Source organism: Massilia aerilata (genome assembly GCF_042656905.1).
Taxonomy (GTDB): Bacteria; Pseudomonadota; Gammaproteobacteria; order Burkholderiales; family Burkholderiaceae_D; genus Telluria; species Telluria aerilata.
This window is the reverse complement of the sequence record NZ_JBHSMZ010000004.1, coordinates 1-23,666: the sequence shown is the minus strand read 5'-3', so window position 1 is coordinate 23,666 and position 23,666 is coordinate 1. Positions and strand designations below refer to the sequence as shown.

The 23,666-nt window shown below is 64.5% G+C and carries 22 protein-coding genes and 1 tRNA gene; 7 read left to right on the top strand and 16 right to left on the bottom strand.

Translation table 11 applies throughout. From position 1 onward, the window contains the following. Positions 1 to 5: 5 nt before the first annotated feature. Positions 6 to 1,868 carry a dihydroxy-acid dehydratase gene (gene ilvD / locus ACFPO9_RS04730; protein WP_379767833.1) on the bottom strand — a complete coding sequence of 621 codons (1,863 nt, stop codon included), beginning with the start codon at positions 1,866 to 1,868 and terminating at the stop codon, positions 6 to 8. 192 nt (positions 1,869 to 2,060) lie between these two features. Between ilvD and ACFPO9_RS04725 the strand changes: the two genes are divergently transcribed. Together ACFPO9_RS04725 and ACFPO9_RS04720 are read left to right on the top strand one after the other, a co-directional pair. Then, the gene (locus ACFPO9_RS04725; protein ID WP_379767830.1) at positions 2,061 to 2,660 is read left to right on the top strand and encodes a hypothetical protein; all 600 of its coding nucleotides are present in this window, start codon (positions 2,061 to 2,063) and stop codon (positions 2,658 to 2,660) included. 94 nt (positions 2,661 to 2,754) lie between these two features. Further along, positions 2,755 to 2,830, top strand: a tRNA-Lys gene (locus ACFPO9_RS04720). 61 nt (positions 2,831 to 2,891) lie between these two features. On the opposite strand, the gene ACFPO9_RS04715 is transcribed toward ACFPO9_RS04720, so the two are convergent. Next, positions 2,892 to 4,787, bottom strand: a complete 1,896-nt coding sequence (locus ACFPO9_RS04715; protein WP_379767827.1) for a S8 family serine peptidase — start codon at positions 4,785 to 4,787, stop codon at positions 2,892 to 2,894. A 35-nt stretch (positions 4,788 to 4,822) separates the two neighbouring features. Continuing rightward, a complete protein-coding gene (locus ACFPO9_RS04710) occupies positions 4,823 to 5,515 on the bottom strand; it encodes a PEP-CTERM sorting domain-containing protein (protein ID WP_379767824.1) in 693 nt (230 codons plus the stop codon). A 276-nt stretch (positions 5,516 to 5,791) separates the two neighbouring features. On the opposite strand from ACFPO9_RS04710, the gene ACFPO9_RS04705 reads away from it, so the two are divergent. Together ACFPO9_RS04705 and ACFPO9_RS04700 are read left to right on the top strand one after the other, a co-directional pair. Next, positions 5,792 to 6,379: an IMPACT family protein gene (locus ACFPO9_RS04705; protein ID WP_379767821.1), complete on the top strand. Its 588-nt coding sequence runs from the start codon at positions 5,792 to 5,794 to the stop codon at positions 6,377 to 6,379. Between the two features lie 144 nt (positions 6,380 to 6,523). Continuing rightward, positions 6,524 to 7,690, top strand: a complete 1,167-nt coding sequence (locus tag ACFPO9_RS04700; protein WP_379767818.1) for an MFS transporter — start codon at positions 6,524 to 6,526, stop codon at positions 7,688 to 7,690. 3 nt (positions 7,691 to 7,693) lie between these two features. Here the strand turns inward: ACFPO9_RS04700 and ACFPO9_RS04695 are convergent, their stop codons facing one another. The 8 genes from ACFPO9_RS04695 to ACFPO9_RS04660 all read right to left on the bottom strand — a co-directional run bounded on the left by ACFPO9_RS04695 (position 7,694) and on the right by ACFPO9_RS04660 (position 16,981). Beyond that, complete coding sequence (locus tag ACFPO9_RS04695; RefSeq protein ID WP_379767815.1) at positions 7,694 to 8,725, bottom strand: choice-of-anchor A family protein; 1,032 nt, start codon at positions 8,723 to 8,725, stop codon at positions 7,694 to 7,696. 72 nt (positions 8,726 to 8,797) lie between these two features. Continuing rightward, on the bottom strand, positions 8,798 to 9,613 hold the full coding sequence (locus tag ACFPO9_RS04690; protein ID WP_379767812.1) for an HDOD domain-containing protein: 816 nt from the start codon (positions 9,611 to 9,613) through the stop codon (positions 8,798 to 8,800). 98 nt (positions 9,614 to 9,711) lie between these two features. Beyond that, complete coding sequence (locus ACFPO9_RS04685) at positions 9,712 to 10,803, bottom strand: BON domain-containing protein (RefSeq protein WP_379767809.1); 1,092 nt, start codon at positions 10,801 to 10,803, stop codon at positions 9,712 to 9,714. Between the two features lie 118 nt (positions 10,804 to 10,921). Further along, positions 10,922 to 11,614, bottom strand: a complete 693-nt coding sequence (locus tag ACFPO9_RS04680; protein WP_379767806.1) for a hypothetical protein — start codon at positions 11,612 to 11,614, stop codon at positions 10,922 to 10,924. A gap of 114 nt (positions 11,615 to 11,728) precedes the next feature. Next, positions 11,729 to 13,348 (bottom strand): methyl-accepting chemotaxis protein, encoded by a 1,620-nt coding sequence (locus ACFPO9_RS04675; RefSeq protein WP_379767803.1) that lies wholly within the window; start codon positions 13,346 to 13,348, stop codon positions 11,729 to 11,731. A gap of 188 nt (positions 13,349 to 13,536) precedes the next feature. Next, a complete protein-coding gene (locus ACFPO9_RS04670) occupies positions 13,537 to 15,267 on the bottom strand; it encodes a dipeptidyl-peptidase 3 family protein (protein WP_379767801.1) in 1,731 nt (576 codons plus the stop codon). A 68-nt stretch (positions 15,268 to 15,335) separates the two neighbouring features. Then, positions 15,336 to 15,890 (bottom strand): tetratricopeptide repeat protein, encoded by a 555-nt coding sequence (locus tag ACFPO9_RS04665; protein WP_379767798.1) that lies wholly within the window; start codon positions 15,888 to 15,890, stop codon positions 15,336 to 15,338. 41 nt (positions 15,891 to 15,931) lie between these two features. Beyond that, positions 15,932 to 16,981 (bottom strand): WD40/YVTN/BNR-like repeat-containing protein, encoded by a 1,050-nt coding sequence (locus tag ACFPO9_RS04660; protein ID WP_379767795.1) that lies wholly within the window; start codon positions 16,979 to 16,981, stop codon positions 15,932 to 15,934. A 72-nt stretch (positions 16,982 to 17,053) separates the two neighbouring features. Here ACFPO9_RS04660 and ACFPO9_RS04655 point away from each other — a divergent pair, with 72 nt between their 5' ends. Continuing rightward, the gene (locus ACFPO9_RS04655) at positions 17,054 to 17,320 is read left to right on the top strand and encodes a hypothetical protein (protein WP_379767792.1); all 267 of its coding nucleotides are present in this window, start codon (positions 17,054 to 17,056) and stop codon (positions 17,318 to 17,320) included. A gap of 12 nt (positions 17,321 to 17,332) precedes the next feature. Here the strand turns inward: ACFPO9_RS04655 and ACFPO9_RS04650 are convergent, their stop codons facing one another. The 4 genes from ACFPO9_RS04650 to ACFPO9_RS04635 all read right to left on the bottom strand — a co-directional run bounded on the left by ACFPO9_RS04650 (position 17,333) and on the right by ACFPO9_RS04635 (position 22,125). Further along, on the bottom strand, positions 17,333 to 17,662 hold the full coding sequence (locus tag ACFPO9_RS04650; RefSeq protein WP_379767789.1) for a TM2 domain-containing protein: 330 nt from the start codon (positions 17,660 to 17,662) through the stop codon (positions 17,333 to 17,335). 125 nt (positions 17,663 to 17,787) lie between these two features. Continuing rightward, entirely contained in the window at positions 17,788 to 19,248 is a 1,461-nt protein-coding gene (locus ACFPO9_RS04645) for an efflux transporter outer membrane subunit (RefSeq protein ID WP_379769196.1), read from the bottom strand. A 117-nt stretch (positions 19,249 to 19,365) separates the two neighbouring features. Continuing rightward, on the bottom strand, positions 19,366 to 20,955 hold the full coding sequence (locus ACFPO9_RS04640) for a DHA2 family efflux MFS transporter permease subunit (RefSeq protein WP_379767786.1): 1,590 nt from the start codon (positions 20,953 to 20,955) through the stop codon (positions 19,366 to 19,368). A gap of 9 nt (positions 20,956 to 20,964) precedes the next feature. After that, on the bottom strand, positions 20,965 to 22,125 hold the full coding sequence (locus ACFPO9_RS04635) for an HlyD family secretion protein (protein ID WP_379767783.1): 1,161 nt from the start codon (positions 22,123 to 22,125) through the stop codon (positions 20,965 to 20,967). Positions 22,126 to 22,240: 115 nt separating this feature from the next. On the opposite strand from ACFPO9_RS04635, the gene ACFPO9_RS04630 reads away from it, so the two are divergent. Then, on the top strand, positions 22,241 to 22,906 hold the full coding sequence (locus ACFPO9_RS04630) for a TetR/AcrR family transcriptional regulator (protein ID WP_379767780.1): 666 nt from the start codon (positions 22,241 to 22,243) through the stop codon (positions 22,904 to 22,906). Positions 22,907 to 23,001: 95 nt separating this feature from the next. Next, positions 23,002 to 23,187 (top strand): hypothetical protein, encoded by a 186-nt coding sequence (locus ACFPO9_RS04625; protein ID WP_230019913.1) that lies wholly within the window; start codon positions 23,002 to 23,004, stop codon positions 23,185 to 23,187. Positions 23,188 to 23,240: 53 nt separating this feature from the next. Here the strand turns inward: ACFPO9_RS04625 and ACFPO9_RS04620 are convergent. Further along, on the bottom strand, positions 23,241 to 23,666 hold a 426-nt coding region (locus tag ACFPO9_RS04620), incomplete at its 5' end, for a transposase (RefSeq protein WP_379767776.1).

The window sequence follows — 23,666 nt, the reverse complement described above, 5'->3', positions numbered from 1 at the left end:
CCCGATCAGCGTTTCAATTGCGAGAGATCGCGCACCGCGCCGCGGTCCGCCGACGTGGTCAGCGCCGCATAGGCCTGCAGCGCCTGCGACACCACGCGCTCGCGGCCGAGCGGCTTCCAGGCCTCGAGGCCGCGGTCTTCCATCTTCGCGCGGCGATGCGCCAGTTCCTCCATCGAAACGCGCAAGTCGATGGTGCGCGCAGGGATGTCGATGTCGATCATGTCGCCCTCTTCCACCAGGCCGATCGCGCCGCCTTCCGCCGCTTCCGGCGAGGCGTGGCCGATCACCAGGCCCGAGGAGCCGCCCGAGAAACGGCCGTCGGTGAACAGCGCGCAGGCTTTGCCGAGTCCCTTGGACTTGATGTACGAGGTCGGGTACAGCATCTCCTGCATGCCGGGGCCGCCCTTCGGGCCTTCGTAGGTGATGATGACGACGTCGCCGGCCACGACCCGGTCGCCGAGGATGGCTTCGACCGCGGCGTCCTGGCTCTCGAACACGCGCGCCCTGCCGGAGAATTTCAGGATGCTCTCGTCGACGCCGGCCGTCTTCACGATGCAGCCCTTCTCCGCGATGTTCCCGTACAGGACCGCCAGGCCGCCGTCCAGCGAATAGGCATGGGCCAGGTCGCGGATGCAGCCCTTGGCGCGGTCGATGTCGTTGTCGTCGAAGCGCTCGGCCTGCGAGAACGCGACCTGGGTCGGCACGCCGCCCGGCGCCGCGCGGAACAGCTGGTGCACGGCCGGGTCGTCGCTGCGGCGGATGTCGTATTTCTCGATCGCCTCGGCCAGGCTGGCGCTGTGCACGCTGGGGACCGAGGTGTCGAGCAGGCCGGCGCGCGCCAGTTCGCCGAGGATGGCGACGATGCCGCCGGCGCGGTGCACGTCTTCGATGTGGTACTTGTCCGTCATCGGCGCGACCTTGCACAGGCAGGGCACCTTGCGCGAGATGCGGTCGATGTCGGCCATGGCGAATTCGACGCCGGCTTCGTGGGCCGCGGCCAGCAGGTGCAGCACGGTGTTGGTCGAGCCGCCCATCGCCACGTCCAGCGTCATGGCGTTCTCGAAGGCGGCCTTGGTGGCGATCGAGCGTGGCAGCACCGAGTCATCGTCGCCTTCGTAGTGGCGCTTGGCCAATTCAACAATCAAGCGTCCCGCGCGCAGGAACAGCTCCTTGCGGTCGGCGTGGGTGGCGACGATGGTGCCATTGCCCGGCAGCGACAGGCCCAGCGCCTCGGTCAGGCAGTTCATCGAATTGGCGGTGAACATGCCCGAGCAGGAGCCGCAGGTCGGGCAGGCCGAGCGCTCGATTTCGGCCACGTCGGCGTCCGACACGGTGCTGTCGCCGGCCTTGATCATGGCGTCGACGAGGTCCAGCTTGATGATCTTCCTGTCGTTGTTGACGGTCTTGATGACCTTGCCCGCTTCCATCGGCCCGCCGGACACGAACACCACCGGGATGTTCAGGCGCATCGCGGCCATCAGCATGCCGGGCGTGATCTTGTCGCAGTTCGAGATGCAGACCATGGCGTCGGCGCAGTGGGCGTTGACCATGTATTCGACGGAATCGGCAATCAGGTCGCGCGAAGGCAGCGAGTACAGCATGCCGCCGTGGCCCATGGCGATGCCGTCATCGACGGCGATGGTGTTGAATTCCTTCGCCACGCCGCCGGCCGCCTCGATCTCGCGGGCGACCAGCTGGCCGAGGTCCTTCAGGTGCACGTGGCCGGGCACGAACTGCGTAAACGAGTTCACCACCGCGACGATCGGCTTCTCGAAGTCGCCGTCCTTCATGCCGGTTGCGCGCCACAGGGCGCGGGCGCCCGCCATGTTGCGGCCCTGGGTGGTGGTACGGGAACGGTAGGTCGGCATGATGTCTCCTCGAGGCCGGGCTTCAAAGCGGCCATAGATCAAAGCACCAGATTGCCGCAGCGCCTGTGATTTGTCTAATATATGATTTATTGCTCAGTGATTCTTTTTGCGTATCACAGGGAATAGCCGACATGCGGGCATGCCTGGAATGGTAGAGTATGTTTTTTATTAACTCTGCTGATGAGGCTTTAGATGTTGCTTCGAAACGTATCGATTCTCCCCTTGATCGCTTCTTTAGCAGCATGTGCGGGCACAGCGCCAAGCAGCCTCACTCGCCTGGATGACGGACGCTCGATCAAGCTTTCTGACAGCCTCGTTTACGAAGTAAACAAGGGCATTCTCGGCACAAAATACGAATACACTTTCGTTCCAGGCACCTATCGCGCGGCATTTTCAGATTTGAATGGCGCTTATTTTCAGGGACCTCCCTCGTGTTTTCGTGCGAAGCTCATGGTTGCAGGAGGTCTGCAGGATTCGTTAGTCGGTAAAACAGTGGTTGTTGCCGATTGCGGTGTGTATGTTCCTGCGGATCCGAGCAAGCTACCTTCGCTTTATACGGTGAACGGCACCGGTGCAAATATGACGCTCGGTGCGAAAGACGACGATATCTCGCGTGCGTTAACAACAAATCAAATCATCGCCAACCCATCAATCAGTCCGGCAGCAGGAGGCCTGGCCGGCGGTATCGTTGGGGGACTTTCCGCAGCCATTTCGGCCGCCGAACAAGGACGTCTCGTCATGACGGATCAGCCGCCTACGGCCCAGCTAAAACTGCTTGTATCAGGCCACTGAAGCGGTACAAGCGCCGGCGTGAGGAGCCGCCCCGATATTTTCTGCACGAAAGGCCTTGGCCGGATGCTGTCGAGCCGCTATAATGCTCGCCGTTGGGTCGTTAGCTCAGTTGGTAGAGCAGCGGACTTTTAATCCGTTGGTCGCTGGTTCGAGCCCAGCACGGCCTACCACGAACAAGCAGTAAAGAAAAAGGCTTCCATCAGGAAGCCTTTTTTTCGTCCAATGGTCCGCTTAGTTCAACTTATTGAGCGCTTCGACAGCATCGATCAAGCCAAAGCCATCGTAGAGGCTCCATACCTTGGTCGCCGAACCACCCGAGAACGGCACCACGCGCGCCGGCGCGGCGGTTTGCATGATCGACTTGACCTGCTTCGGCGTGAGCGAACCAGGTCCGCCCGCTTTCTGCAACATCAGCGCGGCCACGCCCGCCGCATGCGGCGCAGCGGCGCTGGTGCCGAAGAAGTTCGGGCGCCCATTGCCTTCGTAATCCGAACCCGGGTAGAAGAAAGTCGTGTCACCGCCGTCCGTCGCGGCCATGTCGGGTTTCTTGCGCGTTTCCGGCACGGCCAGGCGATTGCCGGCTGCATCGAAATAGATGCTCGATGGCCCCGGACTGCTGAAGCCCTCGAGTCCCGGCTTGTACGGCATGACCGAGGGATTCAGCACCGTGTAGCGGTAGGCTGCGACACTGTTGGCATTCGCCGCCGCGTTGTGTCCGAAGGTGGTAGGACTGTTCGACGCAGCCAGGGCCGAGCCACCCCAGCCGTCGAGGTTTACCAGGCGCACGCGCGTCGCTTGCTTGGTACCGGCACTGGTGCGCCCGACCATGATGCGATAAGTACCCGACGCACCGCCCGACAAGCCGATGATCTCGGCCGCGTAGTCGTTGGTGATATTGTTGGTGGCGAAGGTGAACACGCAATTGCCGGCGCTATTGAACATGTAGAAGTTCAAGTCCGTCGTGACCTTGCCCTGATAAAACAAATCATCCCACTGCATGATGAAAGTCGAACCGGCGCCGTTGTAGGTCACAGGCAGCGCATAGACGCCGCTGCCGAAATTGAGCCAGCCGCCCCCCACGTTGGCCTTGGTGCTGCCGGAAGATGGCGCACTGGTACAGGTGGCGGCGCTTGCCAGGTTGATGTTGCCAAGGCCGGTAGGCGTGGTGGAGAAGGTCGCGTTCGGCACATCGATCGAACCGCCGCCGCCGGCAGCGCCCTGGTTACCTGCCGAGGAGAAGTAGCTGACCTTTTTCCCTGGCAGGGTGCTGCTCGTCACCACGTCGTTGACGGCCTGGGCGACTTGGCCGTCGGAGAAGAACGGTTCGTCATAGTAGAACACGTCGTCGACGATGATGTCGGCATTGCAGGCCGGATTGGTGCGCAAGGCGCGAATGTTGGCGGCAAACGCCGACTCTCCTGCAAATGCGGTCGCAAAACATTGATCCGCCATCGGCGCGACATCCTGCACGATCTGCATCATCGCACGGCCTTCGTCGGTATTCGACGGATCGGGACCGATGTCGATCACCAGTTTCGGAGGCCGCAGGTCGCCACTCGCGATGTCGGTGGCGGCGCGGGTCATGGTAAAACTGAGAGGTGAAGCATCATACGAATCGGACAGCACGCCGACCGTGATGCCGGACCCATTGTAGCCGCTGGCGTTGGCAAGGTCCGAACGCAGCACCTTGGTGCCCTGGGAGGTTGTGACCCCCACGTTCCTGGCGGGCCGCAGCGACATCTTCATGAGTCTCAGTCCGCTGCTCGCCGCGAGTACCTCGAGCTGCTCCACGGGGACATAGGCCGATACCGCGCCATTCTGGAAGTAGGGATCGACGCCGGTGACGACGGCGCCGTTGGCCTTGAGGCGCTCGACGATCACCGCGAGCGGCTCGCTACCGTCCAGATGGATGTCGACCAGCACCCGGCCTGCGGCGTCGAGCATACCGTCGAAACGGGCAGTCGGCTGATCGGCCGATTGCGCCAGGCGCGCACCCGGCTTGGCAAGGCCGGCCGCCTTTTTCGCGGCGACCAGGTCGGCAAGGCGGCTGTCGAGCTGACCCGCCTCAGCAGCCGAAAAAACCGAAAGCAGAAGCACCATCATTGGTGCCAATGACATTTTTTTCATGATTGATCCCTTTCAGTTAAGCAGCGAGGAAGGCCTCAGGCAGAGCGGCGTGCAGCGCGGCGGCGGCTGGCGCGCAAAGCGCCCAGACCGAGTGCGGCGAGCGCCAGCGAAGCCGGTTCCGGCACATCGGCAGCTTGCGGCCCAGCGAAGGCGCCGCTGAGCAGGATTTCATAAGCGTCGCCTTCGCTCGTGATACTACTCCAGTCCGTCAGCGCGCCGCCGCCGCCGGTGCCAGTCGGGCCGACCTGGTCCTGGCCGATCAGGTCGCCGAAAATAGCGCCGGATGCACTGACCGGCGTGTAACCCGCGCCGGCAATCGCCAGGTAGTAATAGTCCGAAGTGGCCGAGGTGTAGCCGATTGTCGAGGTCGGTCCAACGTTGGGATCGTCGTCATTGGCCACCACGCCGAGGCCGGCGCTGTTGAATAGGAACAGGCTGGTATCGAAATTGTTGTATGCGAAGGACGAGAGCGTGGTCGTCGCGGAGAACACACTGCCCGCTTTCAGGTAGATGCGGAAGATATCGGCATAGTCGTCGCTGCTGGAGCTCAGCAGGGATCCGCGGATGGCGTCGATGGCGCCGCTGCCCGAACTCGTCTGCGCCGTCGACGTGAGTTTCCCGGCGTCGCCGGCTTCAGTGATTACCGATGCCTGGGCAGAATTGCTGAAGGCCAAAACCAATGCACTAGACAAGGCAAGCAAGGGAATTCGAATCTCTGCAATTTTCATGTTTTTTCCTAGTTTTGAAGGGAGGAACGACTCGCTGGAAGCCTGACCCTGTCGATGCATGACGTGCTAGTCAGGACCGCGAAGTTTCCTATGCATAAATCGTTCCAACTCTTTTCAAAGTCCAATGCAAAACAGCAAGATGCTGATTTTCAACGATATTATTTTTTCAATGAAAGCAAGCCCGTTTCAGTTGTGAAGAAAATGTAAAGTCCTTCGACATCGATCCTAGCGAATTCGGGTAAAGTCCAGCCTTTTGCAAGTCCATCCATTGCCGCAATGCCCCAGACCATCCTCGCCCCCGTCCACCACGAACTCATCATCAAGAAGAGCCGCTTCATCGCCTGCGTGCAGCCGATGCCGGACCGCGCCGGCGCGCAGCAGGTGGTGGCGCGGCTGCGTGGCGAGCATCCCGGCGCCGCCCACGTGTGCTGGGCCCTGCTGGCGGGCGGGCAGTCGGCCGCGGTCGACGATGGCGAGCCGAGCGGCACCGCCGGACGGCCGATGCTGGACGTGCTGCGCCACCAGGACCTCGAAGGCGTGCTGGCCACCGTGGTGCGCTATTTCGGCGGCGTCAAGCTGGGCGCCGGCGGGCTGGTGCGCGCTTATACCGACAGCGTGGCCCAGGCCCTGTTGAAAGCCGAAAAAATCGCCATCATCCGGCAGCGTACCCTGCGCTGTGCGGCGCCCTACCCGCTCGAGGGCCTGCTGCGGCGCGAGCTGGAACTGGCCGGCGCCACGCTGGAACAGGTGGAACACGGACAGGACGTGCGCTTCACTTTCAGCCTGCCGGACGACAGGGCCGATGCCCTGGTGGTGCGGCTGAGCGACGCCGGCAGCGGGCGCGTCGTCTGGATCGATGAATAGCCACGTCGTTCCGGCGCAGACCGCCGGAATGCCGGATGAGCCAACATCAAGCTCGCTAATACCGGTCATCACCACTCGAAAGCGGACTCCCCAGCCGTGCAGGGCTATAGTGACCGCCCTTCCCCGTAACAAGAAAAGATTTCAGTGATCAAGAAAAGCCTGGCCCCACTGGCCCTCGGCGGGTTCGGCATTGGCATGACGGAATTCGTCATGATGGGCATCCTCCCCGACATCGCCACCGGCCTGAACATTTCCATCCCCCAAGCGGGTTACCTGATTTCAGCCTACGCCGTCGGCGTGGTGGTCGGCGCCCCGACCCTGGTCAGCATGCTCGGCCACCGTCCGCCGCGCGGCGTGCTGGTCTGGTTCATGCTGATGTTTGCCGCCTTTAATGCGCTGTCGGCCTTTGCGCCCAACTTCCATACCATGATGCTGTTCCGCTTCCTGGCGGGCCTGCCGCACGGCGCCTTCTTCGGGGTCGGCGCGGTAGTCGCCACCCGCCTCGCGGACAAGGGCAAGGAAGCGGCGGCGCTGGCCAGCATGTTCTCCGGCCTCACCATCGCCAACGTGGTCGGCGTGCCGGCCGGCACCTGGCTGGGCCACCACATGAGCTGGCGCCTGGTGTTCCTGATCGTCGCCGCGATCGGCCTGGCGGCCGCACTGATGACGCAAAAGGTCATTCCCTATTTCGAGGGCAAGCCGCGCGCCGGCCTGGCCCAGGACCTGCGCATCTTCCGCAACCCCAAGCTGTGGCTGGCGCTGGGCATCACCTCGATCGGCACCGGCGGCCTGTTTGCCTGGCTCAGCTACATCGCGCCGCTGCTGACCGAGGTCACGCACTTCCACGCCGACATGATCCCGCTGATCATGACCGTGGTCGGGGTCGGCATGACGGCCGGCGTGCAGTTCGGCGGCAAGCTGGCCGACCGCGTGCATCCGCTGCGCGCGATCCAGATCCTGCTGGCTTCGATGATCGTGCTGCTGCTGCTGAACGCGGTGCTGGCGTCCTCGCAAGCCGCGATGGTGATGCTGGCGTTCGGGGTCGGCGCCAACGCGCTGGCGCTGGGGCCGTCGATCCAGATGCTGCTGATCGAACACTCGCGCGAAGCCGAGATGCTGGGCTCCTCGCTGGGCCAGTCCGGCTTCAATATCGGCAATGCGTTGGGCGCCTTCCTCGGCGGCATTCCGCTGATCCTGGGCTTTTCCTACGCTTCGCCGCAGTGGGTCGCCGCCGGCCTGGCCGGCGCCGGCCTGGTGCTGGCGCTGGCGATGCAGGCCCACGCGCGCCGCAGCGTGCGCGCGCTGGCCTAGGCCTCAGGCGCGCGCGGAGGACGCCGCGCGCTTGCGGCTGCGGTGCAAGGCAGCCGCGGCCACCGCGCCGGCCAGCAGCAGCGCCAAGCTGCCCGGTTCCGGCACGTCGCCGGTCTGGACATTGCCAGGGGCTTCGACCGGGAGATTGCCCCCGCCGGTCGAGGGAGGCGTGGGCAGGTCGATGACCGGCTTGCTGCCATCGTTGAATCCCTTTACGTCGACCGCCGTGAAGTAATGGTTCGCGTTGACCTGGACCGTCGACGCCCAGGTATCGACGATCACGTTACCGTTGATCACACCCCAGTTCTCGCTCACCGTCGCATACGGCGCCAGCACGCTGCCGATCACGCCTTTCACATTCAGGCTGGTGGCTTCGTAGAAGTTGAACAGCACGTTGTAGCCATCGAGCGGGCCAAAGCCGATGCCGCCATTGTTGAAGGTGCCCGACTTGCCGCTGATGTTGAAGATCAGGGTCTCGCCCGGCGTCAGCTTGTCCAGGGTCCAACTGCTCGAGGTGGCGAACATGTCGGCCGACACGTTGAACACGTCCACACCGCCATTGCCGCTGCCCGTGATCTTGACGCCGCTCCACAAGGGTGCAACCGTGCCGGTCGGATCGAGTTCCGTCAGATTCTTGGCGAGGGTCTTGTAATAACTTTCCAGGACCTTGAAGTCGACCGGGCTGCTTGCGGCCGAACTCACGGCCGGCGCCGACGAGATGGAAGTCGTGCCGCCGGCATAGACAAGGCCGTTGTTGATCGAGCCATTACTCAGCTTTACATTGCCACCCGCGGCCACGGCAATATCCTTGGCGCCAAAGGCATCCTTGTTTTTCGCATTGACCGCGTAATTCGACAGGGTCACGTTGCCACCTGCGACGATCGCGCCTTCCACGTCGCTCGAGTAGGACGTGAAATCATGAATCACATAGATGTTCGCGCCGCCGATCGGCGTCGTCAAATTGACGATGCCCGCATGGGCGCTGCCTGCGCAGAGAACGGCACACAGAAGGGCAAGGCGGCGTTTGATTGGCATGAAATTTCCAGTTAGAAATTAATGATTCTTAAGAGTATCATCAATTTCATCAACTTGCCTGGAAGATTAGCTCTAGACCAGTACGACCTGTTCCATCGAAGCGCCGAGCTCGGCAGCTTCCAGGATGATCTCCTGCAGGGTCGCCGCGTCGACCACGCCTTCGTCCGGCACCGGCGCGACGGCGCCCAGCGGTGAAGGCATCCTGGCATACAGATTCGCCAGCAGCAGCGTATCGAGCAGCGACACCGGCGGCGTATGCAAGGCGGCGCCGCGCAGTTCGAACACGGCATGGGCCACCGGTTCCGGCAGGAACAGGCGGCGCCCGACTTCGCGCGTGACCACGTCCTCGCACAGCTCGCCCCAGCGCTCCTCGTCGTCGTCGAGCAGGCCCGGGAATTCGCCGGCGCGCAATAAAAGGGTGAAGGCGCCGATCTCGTGGACGATGCCGGCGAACATCGCGGTGTCCGGATTGACGAAGGTGAGCCGGCGCGCGAATACGTGGGCCAGGGAAGCCACCTGCACGGTGTGCTCCCATAGCTGCTCGGCCTTGGCGCGCAGGACCGGATCCTGGATGCAATTGCCGAACTGTCGCACCAGCAGGCTGGCGACCAGCATCTGCAGGTTGCGGTAGCCGACCCGGGTGACGGCCGCGCGCACATTGGTGATCGGCTGGTTGCCGGCATTGAAGGCGGACGAATTGGCCAGCGCCACCGTGCGCGCCGCCAGCTGCGGTTCGCCCAGCACCAGCCGGATCGCCTCCTCGAGATGGCAATCGGGATCGTTCAGCGCCTGCTGCAGGCGCAGCACGGCGTTGACGCTGGTGGGAAAGGATATGTCGCCGCGCGCTGCCTGGGCCGCGATGATTCCGAAGGCTTCTAGTCTGTTCACCTGAACGATTATATCCTGCAAAAAAGACGGCCGACTGTGGAAAGCCGGCCGAAAAATGGCAGAAATCGGATGCGCCCGGGTGGACGCTTGTTCAGTGCTTACTTGACCTTGATCGCGCTCTTCACGCTGCTCACGCCGTCGACACCCTTGGCGACCTTGACCGCCTTGGCAGCCTCGGCCTTCGAATTCACGAAGCCGCTCAGCATCACCACGCCCTTCTCGGTCTCGACGTGGATGCCCAGCGATTCCAGGTTCGGCTCCTTGACCAGGCCGGCCTTCACCTTGGTGGTGATGACGGTGTCGGAAGCGGCCAGTTTGGTCTTGCCTGCGGCGTCACGGGTCTTGTCGCCGGCATTGTCCGCCGCGTTATCGGTTTTTTGCGCGCTGACCTCCGCGGTATCGCGGGTCTTGTCGCCGGCGCGGTCCATCGCGTTTTCGGTCTTCTGGGCGACCGCTGCGCCGACTTCCCTGGTTTTTTCGACGGCGGCTTTCGCGACTTCCTTCGTCTTCTCGACAGCGGTGGCGGCCACGGCCCTGGTCTTGTCGGCAGCGGTCGAGGTGGCGGCCGCAGCCTTGTCGCCGGCGCGGTCGGCGGCGTTCTCGGTGCGGTTGGCGATGTCGCCCGCGTTGTCCTTCACGGTGGACGGCTTGGTCTGCACCAGGCAGCCGGTCCTGTTGTCGCCCTGGGCGCACTTGTCGGCCGCGGTCGACTTGTCGGTGCTGCCGACCAGGCCATTGCCGGAGCCGGAGCCGGTGGCGCCGGCGGCGCTGGCGCCGGTCGCGGTGGCGCCGGACTTGGCATCGGCCAGGGCGGCGGTGTGCACCGACTTGGCGTTGTTCATGCAGTCGTCCTTGTCGGCGCCGCTCTTGCCGCCGCACTTGGCCTTGGCCAGGTCGTACTCGGCGTCGGCCATGTTGCTGCGCGCCTTGGCGCGGCTGGTGGCGGTGTTGTTGTACTGGGCCAGGGCGTCGGCTTCGGTACGGGTGCGGGACAGCCTGGCCTCGGCCATGCACACATCCTTGTCGTTGCCGTTCATGCTGCCGCACTTCGCGGTCGCCGCCTTGTAGTCGGCGGCGGCCTTCTGGGTGACGGCGCGGTAGCTGGCCGGATCGTGGTTGAGTGCGAAGGTGGGAGCGGCGAAAGCGGCGCCGGCGGCCGTCGCGAGCAAAGTCGCAATCAGCGTTTTCATATCGGTAGCCCTTGTAATCGGTTGTTTTAATACAGACGATTAGACGCCTGCCTGAACCGGCTATCTGTGCGACACCGTACAATTGCCGAAAAAACCATAAATGCCGGGCAGAGCGGCATCAGTCGTCGTTGACCAGGCCATCCTTCCACAGCTTGGCCGCATCCGCGAAAGGATGGCCGGCGGCGCCGAAACGGCCGCCGTCCGCCGCCAGCTTGACCCACACCCGCGTATCGTGGCCGCTGCGCGCCACCGGCTGCACCGCACGCAGCTTGTCCAGCCAGGCGTGTACGCGCGCGTAATCGCCGGGATGGCTGTGGCGGGTCCAGGCCAGCGCCACCAGGTCGGCATAGCCTTCCTCGCGGCGCATCTCGCGCATCTCTTTCGATGCCGCCAGCAGCGACGGATCGGCCGAGCTTTCCTCGCCCGCCTCGACGAAGCCGGCCGGCAGCGCATGCCAGGCGCCCTGGGCGTAGCGCCAGCAATGCGCGATCTCATGCGCCGCCATCGCCTCGATCAGCTCGCCCTGCTCTGCCGGGGCCACGCCGGCCAGCTGCTTCTCCGCATCCGGATTGCCGCGCAGCGAGATCACCAGCTTGCAGCGGCCATCGGCAAAGCCCATCGCCAGCGGCACGTCAGCCGGGCCGGCTTGCGGCTGGACCACGATGTCGATCGGCAACTGCTGGCGGTTGGCGTAGTCGAGTACGGGAAGGGCGGCGCCGAGCCAGCGCTTTTCGAGCGAAGTGAGTTCGGCGGCGCCGGCGGCCTGGGAGGCCGCGCAGAAAGCGGCCAGGGCAAGGAAGAGCTTGGACATATGGGTTTCCCAAGAAAAATAGAATTCCTATTGGAAATTCTATCTCTGTGGAAACCCACTGCAGAACTATTTTTTACTGGATGTTTAGAAAAGCAAACTTACCAATAGTACAAATCAAGCGCGTTCCAGGGATGGCGTCGCGCCGGCCAGGCGGCGTACCGGCGCACTGTCCAGCTTGAAGATGCTAACCAGCCGCGCCAGGTTTTCCGCTTCTTCCTGCAAGGCCGAGGCGGCCGCGCCGGCCTGTTCGACCAGGGTGGCGTTCTGCTGGGTGGTCTCGTCCATCTGGCCGATGGCCTGGTTGACCTGCTCGATGCCGGCGCTCTGCTCCTGGCTGGCCAGGCTGATGTCGGCCATGATATCGGTGACACGCTTGACCGAGTTCACGATCTCTTCCATCGTGCTGCCGGCCTGGTCCACCAGCTTGGCGCCATCCTCGACTTTGGCCACCGAGTCGCCGATCAAGCCCTTGATCTCCTTGGCCGCGGCGGCCGAGCGCTGGGCCAGGTTGCGCACTTCGCTGGCGACGACGGCAAAGCCCCTGCCCTGTTCACCGGCGCGGGCCGCTTCGACGGCCGCGTTCAGCGCCAAAATATTGGTCTGGAAAGCAATGCCATCGATCACGCCGATGATCTCGGCGATTTGCTTGGAGGAAGCGTTGATCGAAGCCATGGTCTGCACCACCTGGGCAACCACGGCGCCGCCGCGCAGGGCCACGCTCGATGCCGACTCCGCCAGGGCATTGGCCTGGCGGGCATTGTCCGCATTCTGGCGCACGGTGCCGGTCAGCTCTTCCATCGACGAAGCGGTTTCTTCCAGTGTGCCGGCCTGCCGTTCGCTCCGGTCGGACAGGTTGTGATTGCCGGCTGTGATCTCGGTCGAGGCGCTGGCGATCGTCAGCGTGCCGGCGCGCACCTGGCTGACGATGGTCACCAGGCTGTCGCGCATGCCCTTCATCGCGAACAGCAGGCTGGATCGGTCGCCGGCCCGGGTATCGATCGGCACCGACAAGTCACCGGCCGCAATCGCACCGGCAATCGCCACCGCGTAGTCGGGCTGGCCGCCCAGCTGGCGCAGCAGGCCGCGGGCGATATACCAGGCGGCGAGCGCACCGGCGCCGGCGGCGGCGGCCAGCAGCACCAGCATCCAGGCGAAGAAGCTGCCGGACAGGCCGCGCGCGTCCCTGGTCGCTTCCTTGTTCAGCTTCTCTTCAAGGTCGATGAGCGCGTTGACACTGGCCAGCCAGTCGACGAAGGCCGGGGCCGCCTGCTTGTCCAGCAGCGCAGCGGCATCCGCCAACTGGTCCGCCTGGCGCAGCGCGATCACTTTCGCGATCAGCGGCTGGGTACGGCGCTCGACCTCCTTGATGGTGGCGAGCGCCTGCTTTTCCTCCGGCAGATTGTCCTGGCCCGGGGCGAACAGGGCGTCCAGCGGCCCTGCGGACGCCTGGTATCTGGCGTCCAGTTTGCCGATCAGGTCGGCATGCACCTTGGTGGCTTCCGGACTGCTGGCGAGCACCACGTCACGCAGGGCGATGGCGCGGTCATGCACGCTGCCCCGGAAATTGATCGCATAACGCTGCTTGACGCTGTTGACGTCGTTGATACGGGTAAGGATGGTATCGATCTGGCCCACGCGCTGGATCGCCAGTCCGGCCAACACGGCCATGAGCACGAGAACGCCGCCAAACCCGATGGTCAGGCGCTTGCCGATGGTAAAACCTGAGTGAGTCATGAAATCACGCTGTAGAAAAGCCGGAAGAGCGCTCCGGACGCTGCAGACATTAGTTGCCCTGCGGAAAGCTGGCGACTATAGCATGCTTCTCTTGCTGCTTCTCAGACGACTCACTCAGATTTCTTATATTTCCCGCGATTTTTGCGCGGGCCGTGTCATTTCAACCGCAATCCGCGCCAAAGGATCGATTATTTCGTCAATTTCGCCGCCGTCACGAAAGACGGCCGGATGTCGTTCGGCACCGCCTTCATCTTGTCCAGCGCCTTCTGCACGTCCGGGCGGATCACCACGTACTGCTTCATCAGCGCCTGGGCCCTGGCGTAATCGCCGGTCGCCTCGATGGTCAGGAATTCGCGGTCGAGGTCGGCCACGGCGCCCTTGATCTTGTTGAAGTCCACCGAGAAGGTGCCGTCGCCGTGCGAGACGAAACCGCCCTTGTCGAGCAGGTAGTTGACCTGGATCGCCATGCCGCGCGCATGCGAGTCGGTCAGGCCGAAGTGCAGGGTGCGGAAGGCGGAAGCGAGGAAGGTGTTGTACAGCTTGCGCTCGGCGGCAGCGCCCTGCCCCAGCGAGGATTTCAGCTGGCCCTTGTCCATCATGTAGCTGAGCGCCCACAGGCCGGTGACGTCGGCCTTGGCTTCCTCGATGGTCGAATAGGCGTCCTTCAGGTCCTGGCGCGGCGTCGACGGCTTGCCGTCCCGGGTGGTCGCGTGCGGGCCCAGGCCGTGCATGATTTCGTGCGCCAGGATGTGGGTGAAGAAGGAATCGAAGTCGAGGTCCTTCTGGTCGGCCGGGCGCAGCACCAGCTTCGTGATCGGCTTGAGCGTCGACTCGAACTTCGCTTCCTGCACGTTCTTCAGCATCACGCGCTTGGAGCCGCGCTTGCTGATGATGCGCTCGTCGTTCGGCAGGTTGTAGGCGGCGGTCTGCACGCCCATGTTGCCGTCGCCGGCGCCATACACCTGGTTGACCACCACCATCGGCGCGAGCGCCCCGACCTTCGGGTTGCGATACCTGGCGTCCAGCGGCAGGTTGTTCTCCAGTTCCTGCATGTGCTTGCCGAAGAAGTTCAGCTTCTCCGTCTCTTTCGCATCGCGCACGTTCACATAGGCCTCGAACGCGGCCTTGTAGCCGAACAGCTCGTCGTTATAGGTCTCGTAGGGGCCGATGGTGACGTCGACCGGCGAGTCGAGGTCCATCCAGGCGAAGTCCGAGGCCAGGTAGTCGTTCGACAGGAAGGCGTCGGCGCGCAGCTTGAGGAATTTCTTCAGCGAGGCGTTGTCGGTGGCATTGGCCGCTTCCTTCAGCAGCTTGGCCAGCTGCTGCAGCTCGGTCGCGTATTCGTCGGAATAATTCACGCTGGTGAATTGCTGCTTGCCCTTGCCGTCCTTGGTGCGCTTGATGACGGTGAAGAACCACTGCGCCTGCTCCTTGTCCTTGGCGGACAGGCTGTTCATCCAGGTCTCGAGCTCCTGCTTGCTCGCCCCTTCCGGATAGAAGTTGGCGCCCAGCGGTTTCTCGGCCGGGATCTTGATGCCGCCGAACTCGGCCGGCATGAAGGCATGGTTGCCGTCGATGATGGACCACGGACCCTTGTTCAGCCAGAAGTAGTCGCGGCGCGCTTTACCCAGCGGCGTCGTGTCTTTCTGCAGCGCGGCCCACAGCGCCTCGTTGCCGGACCAGCGCTGGCGCAGCTGCAGGGTGTCGACGATCTTCGCGGCCTCGATCAGCTTTTCGATGGCGACGCGGTCGCCTTGCGAGAGCTTGCCGGTGTCGGCGGTCAGGTCGACCGGGGCGAAGCGCTTGGCCATGGTGGTCAGTTCGGTGACCGTGGCGGGGGCCGGGGCGGCGGCGTGGGCGATAGTCATGGCGCCGGCGGCCAGCAGGGCGGCGGCCAGCGGGGTGAGCAGGTTTTTCATGGTGGGTCTTGGTCTCCAGGAATTGTTATAGGGGCCGATTGTAGCGAAAAACACCGCCGCTTCCTTGCCTATCGGTTCGCGGCCGCTCTGGAATATTTGGCGATATAGCGTTGCGCCAGCTTTTCAGCAGCGTCGAAGTCGCGCGGCGAGAGCCTGGGCAACAGCCTCGCGAGCGACTGGCTCGCGTCACGCGCTATCTCGGTGTCGAGTTCATCGGCAGCCGGCGCTGCCTGAAAGCCCGTGCTTGCACATCGATACCAGGCATACGCCCTGGTGAAGCTTTGTTCCACGCCCTTGCCATCTTCGAATGCCTGGCCGAGATGCCACTGGGATTCCCGTTCACCGCTTTCCGCCGCCTGCGTCCAGAGCGAAATGGCCTGCGTGATATCAGTCTCTCCACCCAGGCCGTGGTAAAGCAGATAGCCGAGATTGTTCCTGGCGAAGGGCTCGTGCTCTTCCACCAGCGCTTTTGTCCAGTGCTGGCGCGCGGATGCATAATCCTTCTGCCTGAAAGCCTGGACGCCAAGATTGTATTCAGAATCCTTCGGCTTCAGATCCGAGCATCCGCAGAGCACTGAAAAACAGAGCAACACAACAGGCTTTTTAAGCGCGAATGCGATCATCCTGGCGTCATGAATAATGCCACTGGCAGGAACCGCGGATGTCACTTCAGCGGCGTTCCGATGTACTTCATCAGCAAGCCCTTCGGCCCCACCGCCCAGCCCCTCGACGGCGAAGCAAAACCGACCGTGTTCATCGGCGTTCTGTCGAGCTCGATCCAGCTCTTGCCGGCATCGAGCGAGTAGCCCGAGCCCGCCAGGCCCGCAGCGACCAGCGCACGCGGCGCACCGGGCACCGGCGCCACCACCGACATGTAACCCGCAGGCTGAATCGAAACGGGCGTCCAGGTGGCGCCGCCGTCGGAAGTCGCCGCGCCGTTGACGCCGGCCATCCGCGTCTCCTTGTAATCGCCGCCCGCCGCGAAGCCCTCTTTCGCGTTCAGGAAAGCCACCGAGAACACGCCGCGCGCCGCCGCGCCGGCCGGGATCGGGGTCGAGGCCGCGCGCCAGGTCTTGCCGCGGTCGGCGGAGTGGAACACGCGCGATGTCGCGCTGCCGCCGGTGGCGATCCAGGCGTCGCTGGCGCCGGCCACGCTCAGGCAGGTGCCGCTGGCCGCGAAGGCGCCTTCGTTCGGCATCGCTTCCAGCCCCTTGGCCGCGACCTCGCGCCAGCTGGCGCCGCCGTCGCCGGTGGTGTAGACCTGGAAGCTGCCCTTGACCGGGTCGCCGAACAGGATGCCGTTGTCCTTGTCCCAGAACGCCATCGCGTCCCAGAAGCCCTCGGCTACCTGGTTGGTCGTCATCAGCTTCCATGATGCGCCGCCGTCTTCCGTGCGATAGATGCGCGAGGCTGCGCCCGGGCCTGCACCCATCACGATGGCGGTCTTCGCGTCGATCGCGTGGATGTCGCGGAAGTCGATCTTGTCGGCGCCGGGCACCTGCATCGCCTGCCAGTGCGCGCCGTCGACGGTGCGCAGGACCGTGCCCTTGGCGCCACTGGCCCAGGCGACCGTGCTGCTGACGACGGACAGGCCGCGCAGTTCTGCCGTGGTGCCGCTGGGGGTGGGTTGCCAGACCTGGAGCATGGTGGTGGCGGACACGGAAGCAGCGGTGGCGGACAGCAGTGCGGCGACCAGGAGGGAGCGTGCGAACATGGGTATCGGCCTTCAGAGTATAGGTACGGACATTATAATGGTGACCTTATCCCGCATTTAGAAACGAATACCATGGCCACCACCCTGACCTACGAAGCCTTCCTCGACGAAGTGACCACCCTGCTCACCGAGATGTACGACATGGAGGATGACGCCGCCATCAAGCTGGTGATGCAGGCGCAGGACGCCGAGTACTTCGTCATCCACGACGACCAGCCGGAACTGCGCACGCTGGAACAGGCGAAGAAGGACGCGGTGGCCTTGCACACCGCAAAGCAGAACCGCGTGCAGACGCAGCAGAAGCAGCAGAAACGCGTGGCGGTGAAGAAGCGGCCGTAAGCAGCCGGCGGATCAGGTCCAGAGATTGATCAGGTTGCCGTCGCTGTCGCGGAAAGACCCGATGACGATCATGATGAAATCGATAAAGGCCCAGATACCAAGGCCGCCGAAGGTCAGGATCTGCAGGATGCCGGTGCCGATCTTGCCGACGTAGAAGCGGTGCACGCCGAGGAAGCCGAAGAAGAAGCACAGGATCGCCGCCGGCAGGATGCGCTTGTGCGATGCGCTGAAGCCCTGGCCCTGCTGGGGCGCGCCGCAGCCCGGACAGGCCTGCGCGCTGAAGTGCATTTGCGAGCCGCAGGCGCGGCAATAAATCATCTGCGAATGGACGGCGGTGTTCATCGATCGGGTTCCCTGTTTGAACTTGTTATCGATCCAGCATAACACGCAGGGAACACCGGGAAGTTCACCAAATATCACGGGGCGGCCGCCCGCTTCGGCCGGTGCAAAGGCCGGCCAAGCAGGTTTTAATTGCCGGCCTTGGCGATGGTCGCCTCGGCCGCACCCTGCGTCCATCCCCCACCCAGCGCACGCGCCACCGACACCGCCGCCAGCAGGCGCTGGGTACGGATCTGCGCCGCGGCGCGGTCCGCCGCCAGCGTGCTGCGCTGGGCGTCGGTCACGTCGAGGTAGGTCGAGACGCCGCGGTCGTAGCGCGCCTGCGCCACCAGCAGCGCGCGGGCTGCGGCCTGCTGGGCCTGGGACTGCACCTCGCCCTGCTGCTGGCGCTGCTGCACGTCCGACAGCGCATCTTCCACTTCGCGCAGCGCCGTCAGCAGGCGGGCTTCGTGGTTGGCGACGGCTTCGTCGTACCTGGCCTGGGCCAGCTTCAGGTTGGCGCGGTTGCGGCCGGCGTCGAAGATCGGCAGCGACAGGGCCAGCGGACCGAAGGAAAACTGGCGCGCGCTGCCCTGGGCCAGGTTGCGCAGGTTTTCCGAGGCATAGCCGTAGTTGCCGGTCAGGGACAGCGCCGGGTAGAAGGCGCCCCGGGCCACGCCGACCTGGGCGTTGAAGGCCTGCAGGTTGGCCACGCTGCCAGCCAGGTCCGGGCGCTGGCCCAGCAGGCTGGCCGGCAGGCCGACCGGGATAGCGGGCGGCTGCGGCAGTGCCGCGTCCTGCGAAGCGGCGACCACCGGCGCGCTCGGCGAGGCGCCCACCAGCACCGCCAGCGCGTGTTCCAGCGTGTTGCGCTGGCGCTGGGCTTCGTGCAGGTCGGCCTCGGCGTTGGCGCGCTCGATGCGGGTGCGCGAGACGTCCAGTTCGTTCGACAGGCCGGCGTTGAAGCGCGCCTCGATCAGTTCCTGGGATTCGCGGCGGGTCGCCAGCGCGTTGCGCAGGATCGCCAGCTCGGCGTCCAGGCCGCGCAGCTGCCAGTAAGTCGTTGCGACCTGGCTCGACAACATCAGCAGCACGCCGTCGCGGTCGTCCTGGGCCGCCAGGGCCTGGGCGTCGGCCGCTTCGACGATGCGGCGCACGCGGCCCCACAGGTCCAGCTCCCACGAGAAGCCGACGCCGGCCGAGTAGTTGTTACCTTCGATCGAACGGTGGCCCAGCGCCAGGCCCTGCGAGGTCTCGGCCGAGGTGCGCGAGTTCGACACGCCGGCCTGCACGTTCACGCTCGGCAGCTGGCCGGCGCGCACCACGCCCAGCTGGGCCTGTGCCTGCACCAGGCGCTGCGCGGCGGCGCGCACGTTCGGGTTGTCGTGCAGCGCGCGCTGCTCGAGGGTGTTCAGGGCCTGGTCGCCGAACACGGTCCACCAGTCGGCCGGCAGGCGCGCAGTGTCGTTTGCCTGCGTGGCCGGCGCGTGGCGCCAAGCTGCCGTTTCGACGGCTTGCGGGGCCTTGAAGTCGGGGCCGATGGTGCCGCAGGCGGACAGCAGCGCGGCGACGGCCGCGGCGATGGCGGTGTGGATGACGGGTTTGAACATAATAGTTTTCATTGATTTTATCCTCAACCATCGTCGTTCCCGCGGAGGCGGGAACCCAAGTTTCCGTGGTTCGCCACGAACCTGGATCCCCGCCTGCGCGGGGACGACGTTCATAATTTAGTGTCCACCACCACCACCCCCGCCAGGGGACTTGACCTTGTCCGCGAACCACAGCGGAATGATCGCTCCCAGCAGGATCGCGGCGACGATGAAGAAGCCGTCGTTGTAGGCCATCACGAAGGATTCGCGCCGCACGATGCGGTCGATCGCCGCGATGGCCTGGTTGGCCGCGGTGGCGGCATCCATGCCGCGCGAGATGAAGGCCTGGGTCAGCGTGTCCAGGCGGGCCTGGGTGGCGGCCGCGAACAGCGACACCGATTCGCCCAGGCGCGCCGAGTGGAAGTGCTCGCGGTTGGTCAGGGACGTCGCCAGCATCGCGATGCCGACCGAGCCGCCCAGGTTGCGGGTCATGTTGAACAGGCTCGAGGCCGAAGGCATGTCCTTCGGCGAGACGCCGTTCATCGCGAAGTTCGACAGCGTCAGCATCACGAAGGGCTGGCCGAGCGCGCGGATGACCTGGGTGACCATCAGCTGGTCGTAGCCGGTGCTGGCGTCCATGTAGGCGTTCATCAGGCAGGACACGCCGAACAGCATCAGGCCGAACATGCACAGGATGCGGTTGTCGATCTTCTGCGACAGGCGCGCCACGAAAGGCATCACGAACAGCTGCGGCAGGCCGACCCAGGCGATGACTTCACCGATCTGCATCGGCGAGTAGCCGGCGATCTGCCCCAGGAACAGCGGCAGCAGGTAGGAGGTGCCGTAAAGGCCCATGCCGATCACCGCCGACAGCATGGTCGCGACCAGGAAGTTGCGCTGGCCATACAGGCGCAGGTTCACGAACGGCTCGGCGCGCGACAGGCTCGTCACCACCCAGCCGAGGATGCCGACCAGCGCCAGCGCGGCGAAGGTGATGATGAAGCTCGACTCGAACCAGTCCTTCGAATTGCCCTCTTCCAGGAAGATGGTCAGGCTCGCCAGGCCCAGCGCCATGAAGGCGATGCCCAGCCAGTCGGCCTTGATCAGGGTCTGCAGGTTGGACTTTTCCTTGTCGAGGCCCCAGTACATGCCGGCGATGAGCAGCACGCCCGGCACCCAGTTGATGTAGAAGATCGAGGGCCAGCCGTACAACTCCGTCAGGTAGCCGCCCAGGGTCGGGCCCATGGCCGGGGCCAGGGTCGCGGTCAGGCCGAACATCGCCATGCCGACCGCGCGCTTGGAGGCGGGCAGGCGGGTCATCACCAGGGTCATCGCCATCGGAATCAGCGCGCCGCCGGTGAAGCCTTGCAGCATGCGGAACACGATCATGCTCTGCAGGTTCCAGGCCGTGCCGCACAGGGTCGAGAAGGCCAGGAACAGCGCGGTGGTGATCATCAGGTAGCGGCGCTGGCCGAGGGCGCGCACGAACAGCGCGGTCATCGGGATCACCACGATCTCGGCGCACAGGTAGGCGGTCGAGATCCACGAGCCCTCTTCCTGGGTCGCCGACAGCGTACCGAGGATGTCGCGCAGCGATGAGTTGGTGATCTGGATGTCCAGCACCGCCATGAAGGCGCCGAGCAGGCCGGCGGCCACCGCGATCCAGGTGCGCGCATCGACCCGCACATTGTTGGCGGGCGGCGCCATCGTGTGGGTGGAACTGGTCATGACGATCCTTTATTGCGCCGAGGCGGTGCGCTGCGGCTGTTGCTGGGGCTTCTTGCGCAGGTCGATCTCGACCACCGTCGACATGCCCGGCACCAGGCGGCCCGCGTACTTCTTGAGATCTTCGGGCTTGAAGGTGATCTTGACCGGCACGCGCTGGACGATCTTGGTGAAGTTACCGGTCGCGTTATCGGCCGGCAGCAGCGCGAACTGGTTGCCCGAGGCCGGCGAGAAGCTGTCGACGCGGCCAATGAGCTCTTTGTCCTTCAGGGCGTCGACTTCGATCTTGACTTCCTGGCCCGGCGCCAGGCCTGGCAGCTGGGTTTCCTTGAAGTTGGCGGTCACCCAGACATCGTCCTGGACGATGGCGGCCAGCTGCTGGCCCGGCTGGACGCGGGCGCCGACTTCGACGCTGCGCTTGCCGATGCGGCCCGACACCGGCGCCACGATCTGGTTGTAGCCGAGCTGCTGCTGGGCGTCCTTGAGCTGGGCCTGCAGCACCTTGACCTGGGACTTCAGCACCTCGCGCGCCGAGGCGGCGGCGGTGATCTGGGCCTTGGCGGCATTCGCGTTGTCGCGGCGCGCGGTGACGTCGGCGGTGGCGCCGGCGCGGGCCGCGGTGGCGGCGTCGACCTCGGCCTTCGAGACGGCCTTCATGTTGGTGTTGTACAGTTGGCCGTAGCGCTCGGCGTCCTGCTTCGCGCGCACCAGGTTGGCCTGGGCCTGCGCGACCTGGGCGCCGGCGGCCGAAGCCTGGGCCTTGGCCTGCTCGACCGAAGCGTCGGCCTGCAGGATCTGCTGCTGCACGCTGGCGATCTGGGCCTGGATCTGCTCGATCTTCACGCCCTGGTCGGCCGGATCCAGCTCGGCCAGCACGTCGCCGGCCTTGACGATCTGGTTGTCGTCGAACAGGACCTTGGTCACGACGCCGGGGATGCGGCCCGAGACCGGGTGCACGTGGCCGGTGATGTAGGCGTTTTCGGTTTCGACGAAGTTGCTGCTGCGGTACCACATGCGGCCGCCGGCGCCGATGGCGGCCAGCGCGATCAGGCCGACCACGATCAGCACGCGCTTCGGCGGTCCCTTGCTGGCGTTGACCGGTGCAGTAGCTGCGCCTGCCGGCGGAACGGCGGCGGACGGTTTCTGCTCGACCGTGGTTTGCGAATCTGCCATGAATACGACTCCGAAGAAGAAATGAAATGGGTTCATCGCATTATTCGACAAAGATCCAGCTAAGTCAAGAAATGAAACGGTTGCATTTCATTTTTTTCTGGGCTACAGTGACGGCATGGACAAATCACTGCAAGACCCTGTCGACGCTTCCTGCAAGGCGGCCGGTCGCCCCAAGGCGGCCGACGTCGAAGCACGCATGCAGGAGCTGCTGCAGACTGCCGGCGCCCTCTTCCTCAAGAACGGCTACACCAAGACCAGCCTCGAATCGATCGCCCGCGCCGCCCACGTGGCGGTGCGCACCATCTACGTCAAGTTCGGCGGCAAGACCGGCCTGCTGCACGCGGTGCTGGCGGCCAAGCGCGACCGCTTCTTCCGCAGCCAGCCGATGCAGACCGATCCGCGCCCGCTGAAGGCGATCGTGGACGAGTTCTCGCGCAATATGTACGAACTGCTCACCTCCCAGGAAGCGATCGACATGCAGCGCATCGTGCTGGCCGAGACCCCGACCAACCCGGAACTGGCGGAAGCCTTCTGGAACGGCGGCCCGCGCCAGACCCGCGAGATGCTGGCGCGTTTCTTCGCGCGCCCCGACATCCGCGCCCAGATGCGCGCCGACGTCCCGGTCGACCTGCTGCCCGGCCACCTGATGGGCTGCATCGCCGGCGACCAGCTGTGCCGCTTCGTGTTCCCGGCAGAGAAACCGACGCCCGAACAGGCGCGCCGCGAACTCGAGCGCCGGCTCGAGCTGTTCTACCTGAGCATCCTGCCGCCGCAGCGATAAGCGGCCGGGTCAATGTGCGGCATCGCACGGACCGGCGCCACCCGGTTCGGGCATCCTGAACGTCTTATGTATTTCGCCGCAAGGAGATAAAAAAAATGAGCAAGTCGTCCCGTTACGAATGGCGAGACCAGCAGGCTGCGCTGCAGGAGCGCATGAAAGGATTCCTCGCGAACCCGAACAGCGAGCAGATGGAGGCCGTGCTCGCCGAAATGCGCGCCTATGCCGACGCAGCCCAGTCGGGCCATATCGAAATTCCGCAGCGCTGGACCAGTTACAACTGATCCAGCCGCTGCCGCCGCCATGCCGTCCTTTGGGCGGCATTTTTTTTGGTTCTTCACGGATTCCCGGGAAACGCGGCTTTGATCTTGAGGAAGAAGAAGGCGCTGTCCCGGTACCCATAAGCCATCCGCTTCATGACTTTGATGCGGTTGTTGATACCTTCGAGCTGGCCGGTGTGCATCGGCCAGCGCACCCGCGCCAGGATGCCACGCCAATAGGGCGCGAGTTTGTTGGCAAAGCGGACCAGCGGTTCGACGCCGCTGTCTCGGGCCATGGCCAGCCAGTTGCGCCAGGCCGCTCGCCAAGTCCAACCGCCCTGGGTTTGCCATAGTTCCTTCAAGCTCGCTTTCATGACGTAAGCCGTCATCAGGCTGGCATTGGCGTCCAGTAGTTCGTCAAGTTTCGGCAGCTGAGCTGGCGGCACATTCTCGCGGTTACGCAGCAAGAGCCAGCGCGATCGCTTGACGACTTGGCGGAGTTT

Coding starts and splice junctions, on each gene's coding strand:
- ilvD (WP_379767833.1), bottom strand. CDS start 1,868: ATGCCGACCTACCGTTCCCGTACCACCACCCAGGGCCGCAACATGGCG.
- ACFPO9_RS04725 (WP_379767830.1), top strand. CDS start 2,061: ATGTTGCTTCGAAACGTATCGATTCTCCCCTTGATCGCTTCTTTAGCA.
- ACFPO9_RS04715 (WP_379767827.1), bottom strand. CDS start 4,787: ATGAAAAAAATGTCATTGGCACCAATGATGGTGCTTCTGCTTTCGGTT.
- ACFPO9_RS04710 (WP_379767824.1), bottom strand. CDS start 5,515: ATGAAAATTGCAGAGATTCGAATTCCCTTGCTTGCCTTGTCTAGTGCA.
- ACFPO9_RS04705 (WP_379767821.1), top strand. CDS start 5,792: ATGCCCCAGACCATCCTCGCCCCCGTCCACCACGAACTCATCATCAAG.
- ACFPO9_RS04695 (WP_379767815.1), bottom strand. CDS start 8,725: ATGCCAATCAAACGCCGCCTTGCCCTTCTGTGTGCCGTTCTCTGCGCA.
- ACFPO9_RS04685 (WP_379767809.1), bottom strand. CDS start 10,803: ATGAAAACGCTGATTGCGACTTTGCTCGCGACGGCCGCCGGCGCCGCT.
- ACFPO9_RS04680 (WP_379767806.1), bottom strand. CDS start 11,614: ATGTCCAAGCTCTTCCTTGCCCTGGCCGCTTTCTGCGCGGCCTCCCAG.
- ACFPO9_RS04675 (WP_379767803.1), bottom strand. CDS start 13,348: ATGACTCACTCAGGTTTTACCATCGGCAAGCGCCTGACCATCGGGTTT.
- ACFPO9_RS04670 (WP_379767801.1), bottom strand. CDS start 15,267: ATGAAAAACCTGCTCACCCCGCTGGCCGCCGCCCTGCTGGCCGCCGGC.
- ACFPO9_RS04665 (WP_379767798.1), bottom strand. CDS start 15,890: ATGATCGCATTCGCGCTTAAAAAGCCTGTTGTGTTGCTCTGTTTTTCA.
- ACFPO9_RS04660 (WP_379767795.1), bottom strand. CDS start 16,981: ATGTTCGCACGCTCCCTCCTGGTCGCCGCACTGCTGTCCGCCACCGCT.
- ACFPO9_RS04655 (WP_379767792.1), top strand. CDS start 17,054: ATGGCCACCACCCTGACCTACGAAGCCTTCCTCGACGAAGTGACCACC.
- ACFPO9_RS04650 (WP_379767789.1), bottom strand. CDS start 17,662: ATGAACACCGCCGTCCATTCGCAGATGATTTATTGCCGCGCCTGCGGC.
- ACFPO9_RS04645 (WP_379769196.1), bottom strand. CDS start 19,248: ATGTTCAAACCCGTCATCCACACCGCCATCGCCGCGGCCGTCGCCGCG.
- ACFPO9_RS04640 (WP_379767786.1), bottom strand. CDS start 20,955: ATGACCAGTTCCACCCACACGATGGCGCCGCCCGCCAACAATGTGCGG.
- ACFPO9_RS04635 (WP_379767783.1), bottom strand. CDS start 22,125: ATGGCAGATTCGCAAACCACGGTCGAGCAGAAACCGTCCGCCGCCGTT.
- ACFPO9_RS04630 (WP_379767780.1), top strand. CDS start 22,241: ATGGACAAATCACTGCAAGACCCTGTCGACGCTTCCTGCAAGGCGGCC.
- ACFPO9_RS04625 (WP_230019913.1), top strand. CDS start 23,002: ATGAGCAAGTCGTCCCGTTACGAATGGCGAGACCAGCAGGCTGCGCTG.